We start from the raw sequence: 13,295 nt of genomic DNA on the forward strand, positions 1-13,295 counted from the left end.
GGGCACCATGTTATAATAGGATTAATATATTGTCTCTATTATTTGCTCTTGTCTTGTAAATGAGGTGATAAGAATGAAAATTGCGTGGTTCTGTATACCAGCTCAAGGCCATACCAATCCGACTCTGGGGTTGGTGCGCTATCTGGTGGAGGCCGGGCACCAAGTAACTTATTTTTCCTTTGAGCGCTTCAGACAAGCCATTCAGGCGACAGGTGCTCAATTTGTGGCTTGCGATGACTATGGAGATTTTGACTTGGGGCTAGATGAGCGTGAGAGCTCAGACCGCTCAGGCAAGGACTTGGCTTTTGCCACACATTTGCTAGTCCAATCTACCTTGGCTATGGAAGGTCCAGCTCTAGAGGCTTTGAAAGAACTCCAACCGGATCTAGTTGTGGGGGACTCGATGGCAACTTGGGCCAAGCTCTTGGCTAAGAAATTGGGTCTACCTTATGTTTGCTCCAACACGACCTTTGCCTTCAATAAGGACTCCTCACGTTATATGAGGCAGAGTATCTGGGCCTTATTGAAATTGCTCTGGTCCATGCCAAGTATTAATCGCGAGCTCAATCGCTTGCGGGAGCGAGGCTATGAAATTGGTAGTGTCCTAGACCTAATTCAAAATGATGAGGCTACCCCTACCATGGTCTATACTTCCCCTTACTTTCAACCATGTTGGGATAGTTTTGGCTCCAACTATCGCTTTATTGGACCGTCAATTCGACCGTTTGAAAAACCTTATCCTAAGACACGAGCCAAGACCATCTACGTATCCTTGGGGACAGTCGTTCATAATGAGGACTTCTATCATGCCGTAATAGAGGCCTTTAGGGATTTGCCGGACTATCAAGTCATCATAGCTTTAGGCCAGAGTGAGCTTAGCGACTGGCAGGGCTTGCCTGACCATATAGAAATTCACGATCGAGTAGATCAAATGGCGGTATTGGCCATTGCGGACGTCTTTATTACCCATTGTGGTATGAATTCTGCCTCAGAAGGGCTCTATCATCAGGTACCCCTTATTCTCTGCCCCCAAACGCCTGAACAAGGAGCCGTAGCCAAACGGACTGCTGAACTGGGAGCCGGTTACTGGCTCAAGCTCATGACACCAGTCACCATTCGGCATGCCGTCCTAACCGTTTTGGAAGAGCCTCATTATCGTGATGCAGCGGGACGTGTGGCCAAGAGCTTTAAGGCCAGTGGCGGTTATCAAGAAGCCCTTGCCTTTATGGAGCAAGTGGCCCAAAACACTTAAGTATCAGGTGCTCTACTGAATGGTAGGGCGCCTTTTTTGATAGCTTAGCTAGGAAAAGCCGAACGTTTAAGGCCTCCGCTACTAAGGCCGAAAAACAGGGCTAGTAGTGGACTGGCGACTATGATAAAATGAAAGAAGTGAATGAATCCGGTTTAGAAAGGGGGACGCGCAGTGCGGCGTTTGGTACAAGGATTAGTGATTTTGGTAGGGGTAATGGCTGCCCTGTGGGGGATACGCCATCATTTGGAGCAGTCCCTTCAAACAACCGCCCAAGGGGTGGAACGTCAGCCCCTCTATATCTTTAACTGGGGGGATTATATTGATCCTGAACTGATCACTGCCTTTGAAGAAGAAAGCAATTATCGGGTCATCTACGAGACCTTTGATTCCAATGACGCCATGGAAGCCAAACTCAAGCAAGGTGGGACGCCCTATGATTTAGTCTTCCCTAGCGAGTCGATTGTTGCGCGTCTTAAAAATCAGAACTTACTTAAACCGCTAGATTATAGCCGCTTAGAAGGTACAGAGCATCTAACACCTTGGTTGCTTAACCATGCTTTTGATCCAGGTAACCAGTATAGCTTGCCTTATTTCTGGGGGACCTTTGGGATCATGGTCAATACAGAGCAAGTGGACCCAGCCACGATTGAGAATTGGTCGGATTTATGGAAACCAGAATTTAAGAATTCCATCCTAGTCCTAGATGGCCATCGCGAGACTCTGGGGATGGCCTTACAGGCGCGTGGCTATTCGCTTAACAGCCAAGATCCAGGGGAGTTAGCCATTGCCGGTACCTACCTCAAGGCACTGGCTCCTAATGTTCGAGCAGTCTTGACCGATGAAATTAAACCACTCATGCGCTTAGGCGAAGCGCCGATTGGCATGGGTTATTCCGGCGATGCTGCTAGTGTCATAGCGGACAATCCTAATATTGTTTATATCGTGCCAAAAGACGGCTCGGCTGTATGGACAGATAATTTCGCTATTCCTAGCACTAGTAAAAATGAAGCCGGTGCCTATGCCTTCATTAATTTTATGCTAAGACCAGAAAATGCCGCTAAAAACGCAGAATATGTAGGTTACGCCACGCCAAACGAGTCAGCCAAGTATCTACTGCCTCAAGAGACGCTGGACAACCCCGCCTTCAATCCGCCTGCTGAGATCTTGCAACAACTCGAACATTACGAGTTCCTACCGGCGGATGTCATTAAGGAATTTAACGAACAATTCTTAGGCTTCAAGATGGCCTTATAGGAGGAAATAATGCACTATCTATTGAAGACACAGGCCCTCTATAACCCGACTAAGGGGACCATCGGGCCAGCCCTTGTGGAAATTCGTGACCAACGAATTACGGCTGTCTATGAGCCGGATAATCAAGAAGCGATGGGAAGCCATGCTAATCTTGAGGCTCTAGTGCCAGAATCACTCAAGCACTTGCCGCTCAAGGACCTAGGTCAGCAAATGTTGCTACCTGGTTTTATTGATGCGCATGTCCACTTCTATCCTTCTAGCTTGATTCAAGCGGGGATTTTGGGGCAAGTAGGGGGGACGACTCCTGAAATAGTCGCACGGCAAGCCCAGGAGCTACCTATACGTCAGGGTTGGCGCTTAGGCATTGGTTGGTATGCTAGCGAGTTTCAACCGTCTCAGCAACCCCATCGTCGCACGCTTGACCGTTACTGTTCGGAGCCTACCATGCTCTTGTCCGGCGATGCCCACTCTATTTGGCTCAATACCGCAGCCTTGGAGGCTTTGGGCTTGAATCCTGATAATGTTGTGACCCTGTCAGGCCAGGCTCTAGTTGATGAGGCAGATGGCCAATTAACGGGCACCTTCCTAGAAGCTGCTGCAGTCTACTATCAGACGGAGGTCTTCCGACGCTTCCATGAAGCAGCAGTTCTAGCAATGCAAGATTTTAGTCGTCACCTTCATGCTATGGGGGTAACGGCGGTAGGGGATGTCGCCATTACAGGTGAGAGTCCGGATGATATGGTCTATCCGGAACTCTATGAACGCGCCCTGGCCCAGGTCCCTCTGCGTCTCAGCTTCTTCCCAGCTATGCGGGCCAATCGTGAGCCTCTGCGCCAACTCTATCAGCGCTATCGTGGCCCTTGGCTACAAATGGGTGGGGTCAAGCAGTTTTTTGACGGCGTGACGTCTTCTCATACAGCCTATCTCAAGTCAGAGTATCCGGAGCCCTATTACCCGGGAGATGTGGGTGGGCCCTTAATCCCGATTGAGACCCAGCATGACCTTATCTTAGCTGCTAGCCAAGAAGATTGGCCGATGCGAATTCATGCCATTGGTGACCGGGCCATTGAGTTGACCTTGACCTATTACAAGGAAGCCCTAGCCAAATTTCCCCTCAGTCTAGGTAAATTCCACACCATTGAGCACCTAGAAGTAATGGATTGGGCTGATTTAGACCTAGTGGCCCAAGAGCAGCTAGTGGTTTCTGTTCAACCAAGCCACCTGATGGTAGGCTATGATAGCTTGGATGAAGAAGTAGGACCTGAACGTGCTAAGCACATGTTTCCTTTTAAGGAATTCTTGAAGCAAGGTGCAACTCTGGCCTTTGGAACCGACACACCCGTAGTGGTCAATGTAACACCATTGGAGAGTCTGCATTACGCAGTCCACCGCCAGACCTGGGATGGGCTACCGCCTCAAGGCTTGATGCCAGAACAACGCTTGACACTTGAAGAGGCCCTCTATGCCCATACACTTGGGGCAGCTAAGGCCTTAAGTCGAACTGATATTGGGGGAATGGAAGCCGGTATGTGGGCAGACCTCGTTGTCCTGTCCCATGATTTGCGAAGCGTCAAGGACTGGCGACAAGTAAAAGTGACCGCCACCTATTTGGCCGGTCAGCAAGTTTATTAAGATTATAGAAACTGAGGCTTGATTAAGTCTCAGTTTTGCTTTTAAGAATGCCTTAGCAAAGGGCTTTTGGTGGAACCAGTTCTGCATATTGTAGGCAAAAAGATGGATTTGTAAAGAAAATGCCCTTGAATTTAGGTAGCGCATACACTATAATGTAGATAATAAGTGGTGTAACTATTAGATTAGGCATAACTTTCCCATATAGGGAGAGTTGTGCCTATTTTTTGTCGAAAGGGGAGGTGCGCAGTGAAAGTCATTCAATCACTCAACCAGAATGCTGTCTTAGTCGCCAGAGATGATGGGGCGGAATTGGTAGCATTAGGGAAAGGTGTAGGGTTTGGCAAGAAAAAAGGGGACACCATTGACCCAACTGCTGTGACAAGGGTCTTTAGTTTAGCGTCTAGTTACCGTCAGGAACAGTTGCTAGGCTTAATTAAGGAACTGGAACCATGGGTGTTCGAACTAGCTCAAGACATTACCATCATCGCTGAGGCCTGTTTGAAGAAATCCTTGATGGACACCTTCATTTTTACCATTGCTAAACATTTGCAATATGCCTTGGACCGGGAGCCTATTGAAGGGGGCGATTACGACCCTTTCCAGTATCAGCTCCATTATCTTTATCCGGACGAGTATCAGGCAGCAGCCGAGGCCATTGCCCAGGTCAATGCCAAGTATCAACTTAGACTGGCCCAGGAAGAGGTTTCCTTCCTGACCTTGCATCTGGTCAATGGCCAGATTGATCAGGCGGGCTTCCATAATGTGGTAGAACTGAGCGAAATCCTTAATCGTTTGATTCAAGTGATTGAGACTAAGACGGGAGAGCCCCTTGATAAGGAGTCACCCGACTATGGGCGCTTCGTGGTTCATATTCGCTACTTCCTGATTCGGACCCTAAGCCATCAGACAGGCCAAGAGGCCGTCTCGCCGGAAAAAATCGAAACTGTCTTAGAGACGACTGCAGGAGTCTTTCCCCGGGAATGGGACCTGGTAAAGACCCTTAAGGAGACCCTGCAAGCGGAGTTCAATCTAAGCTTTGGCCAGGATGAAGATTTTTATCTCTTATTGCACCTTGTACGTATTCTAGGAAGGAAGTGACCCGAATGGGGGTTGTAGCAAGTTTAATTCAGTCGGAATTGATTGATTTGGCGTGTGAGGAGACAGACCAAGCCCTCTTCTTTGCCCACCAGGCTGCCAAGTTGCAAGACTTAGGTTATGTGGCCAATAGCTTCGGTCAGGCTTTGGCGGAGCGAGAGGCAGAGTTCCCGACAGGATTGGCCTTGGAACATGTGACAGTGGCTATTCCCCATACCTATGTTGAACATGTCAAACGTCCCTTTATCGCCTTTTACCGTCTGGTAGAGCCGGTAATGCCTTTTATCCAGATGGGGACCGATGATTTGGTAGTTTATCCGCGTTATATTATGATTTTAGGTATAAAAGAAGCCAAGGCTCAGGTGGATCTCCTAGCAGAGCTCATGGCACTTTTAAGCCAGGAAGACTTGGTAGCCAAACTAGAAGCTGCCCAGTCGCCAGAAGCGATTGTAGACCTATTAAGCCATTAGAAAGGATGATTGATTATGAAAAAGATTATTGTTGCCTGTGGTTCTGGTGTTGCGACCTCTCAAACAGTGGCGTCCAAGTTAGATAAGTTACTCAAAGGCAAGGGCGTACCTGCTCATGTCGAAGCAGTGGACATTAAATCACTCAAACACCATGTCAAAGATGCGGATGCCTATGTTTCCATCGTTAAAACTAAGGATCAAATCGATATCCCAACCTTTAACGGCATTGCCTTCCTGACAGGTATGGGGCAAGATGCTGAGTTACAAAAGATTATTGATTTCTTGAAGGCCTAGGACCTAACTTCCTAGCAACGACGACCGTGTGAATCAAGGAGGAATGACACATGGATATCTTACAAACAGTTGTCAATTATGTCTTAAATGATTTGGGAGCAGCCGTTTTTGTTCCCCTCTTAATGTTGATTATCGGGCTTCTTATGAAGATGAAATTCTCCGAGGCTTTCCATTCAGCGCTGACCTTAGGGGTAGCCTTCTCTGGGATGGGGCTATTGATTGGTTACATGATGACCTCTATGGGGGATGCAGCTGCCTCAATGGCTACGAGAACAGGCTTCTCCTTGCCAGCTGTAGACGGGGGCTGGCCTGGGATGGCGGCCATCTCTTGGGCTTGGCCATATGCCTTTCTCATGTTCCCTCTGACCATTGGGGTCAACATTGTCATGCTGATGCTCAAACAAACCAAGACCGTCAACGTGGACATGTGGAATGTCTGGGGTAAAATCTTTACCGCCGTTATGGTTTCCTATATTACCGGCAATGTCATCATGGGCTTTGTTGCAGCCACGATTCAAATTATTTTCGAGCTCAAGGCGGGCGATATGTACGGACCTGAAGTGGAACGTTTGACCGGGATTCCAGGGGTAACCGTGCCGCACTTTATTGTCTTAATCTCCGTTATTCTCTATCCAATTGATGAGTTGCTGAAGAAGATTCCTTTCTTCAACAAGCCAATGGATGCCGATGCCCTTAAGGAAAAGATCGGGATTTTTGGCGAAAACTCCGTTATGGGGGCCATTATTGGCTTCGTCTTGGGTTTGGCAGCCGGTTACGGCCTATCAGGGTCCCTCAAGTTAGCTGTCCAAGCAGCGACCGCTATGACCCTCTTCCCAATGATTTCTAAGCTATTTTCTCAAGCTCTATCGCCTGTATCTGAGGCTATCTCTGAGTTTATGCGGACGAAGTTTAGCGACCGTGAAGTCTTCATCGGTTTGGACTGGCCTATCTTGGCAGGGCGTAACGAACTATGGGTAGCCGTGATTATTACCATCCCAGTGCTCTTGATTATGTCTGTTATCTTACCTGGTAACATTGTCTTACCATTTGCGGGGATTATCAACCTGTCCTTCGTTGTAGGGGCCTTGCTCCTAACCAACGGGAACTTGGCGCGGATGATCTTCCATGGGGTGGTGTCTGCACCGCTCTTCCTCTACGGGGCAACTTTCTTCGCTACTTATATTACCCGTTTGGCTAATGAAACAGGGGCTGCGGTAGTAGAAGCTGGCAAGCTCTTGTCTTGGTCAACCTTTGAAGGTCCTGATTTCCGTTATCTCTTATCTACTGGTTTGTCTGGCAATATTGTCAGCATCCTACTCTTCGTCTTATGGGCTGGCCTCTTCTATGTGCTCTATCGCGCACGTATGGCCTACAACAAAAAAATGGAAGAGGCAGGTGAATAGAACATGTTCCAAAACAGCACCATCGTTTCGGAATTTGCAGATATTACCCATGTCATGTGGTCAATGGGGTGGGATGAGAAGAACGGAGGCAATATCTCCGCTATTCTCACTGAAGAGCAACTCACACAAATTGATCAAGTGGCATCCCCACGTTTTGTTCCCTTGGAACATGTGCCGGAGAAGATGGTAGGTCGTCATGTCCTGATTACAGCGTCAGGCTCAGAATTTCGCCGGGTACGGGATTCCCTGACGGAGACTTTGGGTGTGATTCGAGTAGAGCCTAATGGTTACGCCATTGTCTGGGGCTTCGAAGGGGACAATAAACCAACGTCAGAGATTTATATGCACCTACTTAGCCATAGCACCCGACTGGCAGTAGACCCTCATCATCGGATTGTCCTCCACAACCATGCAACTGAAGTTTCCGCCCTCAGTTTCATTCTGGATCAGACAGACCAAGCCTTCACCCAGACTCTCTGGCGTATGATTACCGAGTGCTTGATTGTCTTCCCGGATGGTATCGGGGTCGTGCCTTGGATGGTTTGTGGGACCGAAGCCATTGGTCAGGCGACAGCGGCCAAACTAAAGGACAGTCGCATCGTCGTCTGGGCTTATCATGGCATCTTAGCCACTGGCTCAAGCATTGCGGACTGCTTTGGCCTCATTGAGACCGTCAACAAGGCAGCCAAGGTCTACCTCAGCATCGCTCACTTGCCACATCAAGATGGCATTAGCGATAGCCAGTTATATGACCTAGCTGACTTCTTCAAAGTAACCCCACGTTGGGAACTACTAGAAAAATAGTCCACTAGTAGGTGGCGGGCACCAGCCCCCGGCAGCCTTACAGCTGTCGGGGGCTTTTTGCATAGAGAAAAAAGCCAAGCATATTGAAGCCTACTAGGGGAAGAGAGGAGACTATGGACATTTTGGCTAATAAATTTCGAAGGCTGTCTATAGCTAAGGCCACCTTCTAGTCCCAATACCAGCAGAGTGGCTCGTCTTAAAGACAGTGATTGACGTAAAAAATTCAGTATCTTAACTATAATAAAGATAAGAGGTGACAAGTATGACATTCAGTTTGAAGGAAGAGTCGGTTTTGAAGGCTTTGAATTTCGATGACTACGTGTCTGCATCTGATTTATCCAAGCATATGTCTGTATCATCTAAGACCGTTTATCGAATGGTTAAAAAAATAAATGAGGTGGCGATTAGCCAATATCAAGAACCAATTATTCTAGCAGAGACAGGTAAGGGCTACAAACTCAGCAGTTATTACCTCGATAAAGATTGGACGCAACTTTTCGAGGGCGACAGTGATGAGACCAATCGATTATTGCGCCTACTCTTTAAGTATCCTTACCGTCTAGATTTGACTAGTATCATGTCAATTGATTACATGAGTAAAAGTACAGTTGAGCGCCATTGCCGAAAAATGGAGGATACGCTAGCGGCCTTTCAGCTTAAACTGGTTGTAGAAGGACAAAAAGTAAGAGTTGAAGGTAGTGAACAACAGGTTAGAATAGCCATCAATACCCTGTTTATACAGCAAAATAAAAGCGCCTACATGAATAATGCAGAGCACGAAGTAAGCTCTTTTGATCACCATTTTATTATGAGTCAACTGACTTATATTGAGACCGAATTAGGGCAAGCCATTTCCTATCCCTATGACGTAAATTTATATTCACATCTCTATATGGTGATGAAGCGCTATAGAGAAGGAAATGTTAGTTTTCTAAAAAGTCAGTCTCCCTTAACAACAGAAGAGGAAGGCTTAATGCAAGATAACCAAGCTTTAGTGAATTTATCCCACCAAATTATTGGCCGTATGGAGCAGTTCCTTCATCAAGAGCTACATGAATTAGAAGCTTATTTTCTCTTCCAAAACATTTATGCCATTAACTTAAAGGACCGTTCAACTAGCCAGTTTGACCAAAGCCTAGCAGCGCTCATGACAGAGTATTATATTTTGAATTTCTTTTCTCTTGAGCAGTTTAACAGAGAAAATAAATTCTACTCTAGTCTTTATAACGACCTCTATTATCATATACTACCTATGATTCATCGACTCAAAACGGGGATCCAAGTAGGCAACAGCATGTTGGAAGAGGTCAAGGCAGAGTTCCAGGCAACTTTCGAACGTATCAAGCAAATCACAGAACAGTTGAGCCGAGATATACCGGGTAATCCCCTTATTAATGAAGCTGAAATGGGCTACTTAACTCTATATTTTGAGAAATTTAAACTGAAGCATCCAGATATAAACCGTGTACTACTTATTTGTTCTACAGGGATTGGAACCTCAGAACTGCTCAAGATTCGCCTTAAGCATCTCTTTCCCACTTTGGAAGTGGTGGCTACTATGGGAACACGGCAATTAGAACGGCAGGCCGAAATACTAGACCAGGTGGATGTGGTGATTTCTACGGTGCGAACAGTGCTGTCATTTGTAACCCAGCCTGTCATAATCATTAGTCCGGTCTTGATAGAAAAAGATATCCAATTAATTCGCAGTATCTTGGAAGGAGGAATATAGATGACGACACTTAGCCTAGATCAACTAATTGATAAAGATATTATGGTCGTCAATTCTACGGCTAGAAACAAACAGGAGGTGTTAGAAGAACTTGGAAGGCTTTTGGAAGCCAAAGGTTATCTAAAAGATGTTGATACCTTCATTGAGGATGTTTACCTTAGAGAAAGTGAAGGAATTACAGGTATTGGAGGGGGAGTTGCAATTCCTCATGGCAAGTCGAAAGGAGTGAAACAAACAACAGTTGCCATTGCCAAATTAGCGCATCCTATTGAGTGGGAAACACTTGATGAGGGAAAGGTGTCAGTGGTTTTCCTCTTTGCAGTGAGGGATATAGATGCCAATACGACACATATTCTTTTGTTGCAACAAGTAGCAATTCTACTTGCAGATGATAGCTTTATTCAAGCAGTTCAAGAAGCTAAGTCAGTAGATGAACTCTATCAGTTAATTGTTAGTCATCAAGCTAATATCCAATAAACTAAGGAGGAAAATATATGTTAATCAGTGGTAAAGAAATCCTAAGTGTAGCAAATCAACATGGTTTTGCCGTTCCCGCCTTTAATGCGGGTTCCGGTCAATTATTGGAAGCTGTCATGCAAGCCTGCGAAGAATTGCAGTCACCTGTTATGATTGCCATCCATCCAGATGAACTCTCATTCCTAACAGACTCATTTGTGGATCAGGTTAAGTATTATGCTAACCATACAAAACTACCGGTCTGCATTCATTTAGATCATGGGGCGTCCTATGAACAAGTAATTCACGCCATTCAGCTAGGATTTACATCCGTTATGATTGATGCTTCCCATCTCCCTTATGAAGAGAATGTGGCAATCACGCAAAAAGTGGTAGCTGCTGCTCATCCCGTGGGCGTATCTGTGGAAGCAGAGCTTGGGACTATTGGCGATACAGGGAATAGCATTGAAGGAGGAGTGACAGAAGTTATTTATACAGATCCTGATGTGGCGCAAGATTTTGTAGAACGGACGGGCACTGACAGTCTGGCCGTTGCCATTGGCACGGCACACGGTATTTATCCGAAGAATATTAAGCCTCATTTACGGCACGATATCCTAGAAGAAATTACCAAGAAGGTATCTATTCCACTTGTTTTGCATGGGGGATCAAGTAATCCAGATGAAGAAATTGCTAAGGCGGTGAAGATGGGGATTAATAAGATTAATATTTCGAGTGATATTAAGATTGTATTTGCCAATCGATTGCGGGAGCAACTCAATAGTGGTGATAGCGAAATGCGAGAGCCAAATGTGCTATTTCCACCATGTATGCTAGAAACTAAGAAAGTGGCAGAAGATAAGATTCGTCTCTTTAATTCTGCGAATAAAGCACAGCTCTACTATCAATAAGGTCAGGAGGGTTTCTTATGAAAATTGTTGGGATTGCAGCCTGTACAGCCGGTATTGCTCATACCTATATTGCAAGGGAAAAAATCATGAAAGCAGCGCAAGCCTTAGGACATGAGATAGCAATCGAGACACAGGGATTAGCAGGTACTCAGAATAATTTATCGGCCCAAGAAATTTCAGAAGCGGATATCGTTTTAATTGCAGCTGATATTAAGGTTGGTGGCCGAGAACGTTTTAGCGGTAAGAAGGTAGTAGAAGTTCCAACAGGTGTGGCGGTTAAGTCACCCACAAAACTAGTTGAGAAATTACAAGAACTCGTTCAATAATAACTTCAAATCTAAAAGGAGTGAGTCTTATGAGCAAGAAGATTGAAATTAAAAAGCACTTGATGACCGCTATTTCCTTCTTTCTTCCTATTGTAGTAGCATCAGGTTTCTTATTGGCTATCGGGAATATGATGGGAGGTACGTCCATTACGGACTTCAAGGCAGGCTTTAGTTTTGCAGATACAATGACGACCATGGGGGGCTATGGTTTAGGCCTCTTGCCAATGATTGTTTCTACAGCTATTGCCTACTCTATTGCGGATAAACCGGGTATTGCTCCTGGCTTAATCGTTGGGATGGTGGCCTCAGGGATTGGGGCTGGCTTCCTTGGTGGCTTGGTAGGGGGCTACCTTGCGGGTTATACCGTGGTTACGATTGTAAAAAGTCTTAAGGTGCCGGAATGGATGCAAGGCTTAATGCCAACTTTAGTGATTCCATTTACTAGTTCATTCATTGCCGGGCTAATTATGTATTACATTATTGGTACACCAATTAACTGGGTGGCTTCTCAAATTACTGGTTACTTAGGTGGATTAGATCGGTCTCAATTACTCTTTTATGGTGCGATTATTGGGATTCTTAGTTCAATCGACTATGGTGGTGCCATTAACAAGGTCGTTTTCGCCTTTGTCTTCACGCTATTCTCAGAACAAATCTATGAACCTATCACCGTCTTGATTTTAGCTTCTATGGTGACACCATTTGGCTTGACCATGGCTTACTTCATCGGCAAGGTATTTGGTAAGAATATCTTCAATAAACAAGAAGTTGAAACCCTAAAAACAGCCTTTCCTATGGGGGTATGCCAAATTACAGAGGGTTGCTTCCCAATTGTCTTGAACGACCTCTTTAAGAATGTCATTGCGACAGGTGTCGGCGGAGCTGTTGGTGGTGCGCTCAGCATGCTCTGGGGAGCAGATAGCCATATCCCAGCCTCTGGTATGTTTGCCGTCTTTACGATGACTCGTCCATGGGCCTTTGTTGGAGCCTTGCTATTAGGTTCCTTGGCAACCGCCATTACAATTTTAATTTTACGTCCACAAGTGGATCCAGAAGCAGAAGTTGTAATCCAAGACGTGGAAGAAGACGAATTATCATGGGATGATTTGAAAATTAGTTAGATTGCGAAAGGAGGGGTACTGTATGATATCACCTGAAGTGAAGTTAGCCGTTCAACAACTATATCGTGAGTCGGGAATGGTTTTTCGTCCAGATGAGCTTGAAGCAATTGAGTATGCGGATTTTGGGCTTAATGATTTTGAACGAGAAGGATTAAGTCTTATCATTTATGATAATAACGAACGCTACTGCGCTAAAGAGCTTGTATTACTACCTGAGCAAATTTGCCCTGAACACCGTCATCCTGAGAGAAATGGTCAGCCAGGAAAGCAGGAAACTTTTCGATGCCGCAAGGGCTCAGTAGACCTATTCGTTGAAGGACCTGAGTCAGGTGGAAGAGATCAGGTGCCTAAAGGTAAAGAGTCAGTATATACGGTCTTCCACCATATTCATTTGGAACCAGGACAGCAGTTTGTTATTAGTCCCAATACAAAACACTGGTTTAAGGCAGGGGCTGAAGGAGCGATTGTCTCGGAATTTTCTTCTTCTAGCGATGATGCCAGCGATATATTTACGGATCCTAATATTCGACGTGTGGAACCATAAA

At 45.8% G+C, this 13,295-nt stretch carries 14 protein-coding genes; all 14 read left to right on the top strand.

Annotation, left to right across the window (positions count from 1 at the left end):
* Positions 1-73 precede the first annotated feature (73 nt).
* The 14 genes from RWO08_RS05855 to RWO08_RS05920 all read left to right on the top strand — a co-directional run bounded on the left by RWO08_RS05855 (position 74) and on the right by RWO08_RS05920 (position 13,294).
* Positions 74-1,252, top strand: coding sequence for a nucleotide disphospho-sugar-binding domain-containing protein (locus RWO08_RS05855; RefSeq protein WP_314211492.1), 1,179 nt, complete (start codon positions 74-76; stop codon positions 1,250-1,252).
* A 171-nt stretch (positions 1,253-1,423) separates the two neighbouring features.
* Positions 1,424-2,506, top strand: coding sequence for a PotD/PotF family extracellular solute-binding protein (locus tag RWO08_RS05860; protein WP_291430204.1), 1,083 nt, complete (start codon positions 1,424-1,426; stop codon positions 2,504-2,506).
* A gap of 9 nt (positions 2,507-2,515) precedes the next feature.
* Positions 2,516-4,138, top strand: coding sequence for an amidohydrolase (locus tag RWO08_RS05865; protein WP_314211493.1), 1,623 nt, complete (start codon positions 2,516-2,518; stop codon positions 4,136-4,138).
* A gap of 246 nt (positions 4,139-4,384) precedes the next feature.
* Positions 4,385-5,236 carry a PRD domain-containing protein gene (locus RWO08_RS05870; protein WP_291430200.1) on the top strand — a complete coding sequence of 284 codons (852 nt, stop codon included), beginning with the start codon at positions 4,385-4,387 and terminating at the stop codon, positions 5,234-5,236.
* Between the two features lie 5 nt (positions 5,237-5,241).
* Positions 5,242-5,703 (top strand): PTS sugar transporter subunit IIA, encoded by a 462-nt coding sequence (locus RWO08_RS05875; protein ID WP_314211494.1) that lies wholly within the window; start codon positions 5,242-5,244, stop codon positions 5,701-5,703.
* 15 nt (positions 5,704-5,718) lie between these two features.
* A complete protein-coding gene (locus tag RWO08_RS05880; RefSeq protein WP_291430195.1) occupies positions 5,719-5,997 on the top strand; it encodes a PTS sugar transporter subunit IIB in 279 nt (92 codons plus the stop codon).
* Positions 5,998-6,047: 50 nt separating this feature from the next.
* Positions 6,048-7,400: a PTS galactitol transporter subunit IIC gene (locus RWO08_RS05885; protein ID WP_070756280.1), complete on the top strand. Its 1,353-nt coding sequence runs from the start codon at positions 6,048-6,050 to the stop codon at positions 7,398-7,400.
* A gap of 3 nt (positions 7,401-7,403) precedes the next feature.
* Entirely contained in the window at positions 7,404-8,204 is an 801-nt protein-coding gene (gene rhaD, locus RWO08_RS05890; RefSeq protein ID WP_314211495.1) for a rhamnulose-1-phosphate aldolase, read from the top strand.
* Between the two features lie 262 nt (positions 8,205-8,466).
* A complete protein-coding gene (locus tag RWO08_RS05895; RefSeq protein WP_314211496.1) occupies positions 8,467-9,936 on the top strand; it encodes a PRD domain-containing protein in 1,470 nt (489 codons plus the stop codon).
* Complete coding sequence (locus RWO08_RS05900; RefSeq protein ID WP_291430190.1) at positions 9,937-10,413, top strand: PTS sugar transporter subunit IIA; 477 nt, start codon at positions 9,937-9,939, stop codon at positions 10,411-10,413. It abuts the gene before it with no gap.
* A gap of 17 nt (positions 10,414-10,430) precedes the next feature.
* The gene (locus RWO08_RS05905; RefSeq protein WP_070756284.1) at positions 10,431-11,303 is read left to right on the top strand and encodes a ketose-bisphosphate aldolase; all 873 of its coding nucleotides are present in this window, start codon (positions 10,431-10,433) and stop codon (positions 11,301-11,303) included.
* Positions 11,304-11,320: 17 nt separating this feature from the next.
* Positions 11,321-11,629 (top strand): PTS fructose transporter subunit IIB, encoded by a 309-nt coding sequence (locus RWO08_RS05910; RefSeq protein WP_070756285.1) that lies wholly within the window; start codon positions 11,321-11,323, stop codon positions 11,627-11,629.
* 29 nt (positions 11,630-11,658) lie between these two features.
* A complete protein-coding gene (locus RWO08_RS05915) occupies positions 11,659-12,750 on the top strand; it encodes a PTS fructose transporter subunit IIC (protein ID WP_291430186.1) in 1,092 nt (363 codons plus the stop codon).
* Positions 12,751-12,772: 22 nt separating this feature from the next.
* On the top strand, positions 12,773-13,294 hold the full coding sequence (locus RWO08_RS05920) for a D-lyxose/D-mannose family sugar isomerase (protein ID WP_291430184.1): 522 nt from the start codon (positions 12,773-12,775) through the stop codon (positions 13,292-13,294).
* The last annotated feature ends 1 nt before the right edge of the window (position 13,295 follow it).

Origin of the sequence: uncultured Abiotrophia sp. (assembly GCF_963520105.1) — a bacterium.
Taxonomy (GTDB): domain Bacteria; phylum Bacillota; class Bacilli; order Lactobacillales; family Aerococcaceae; genus Abiotrophia.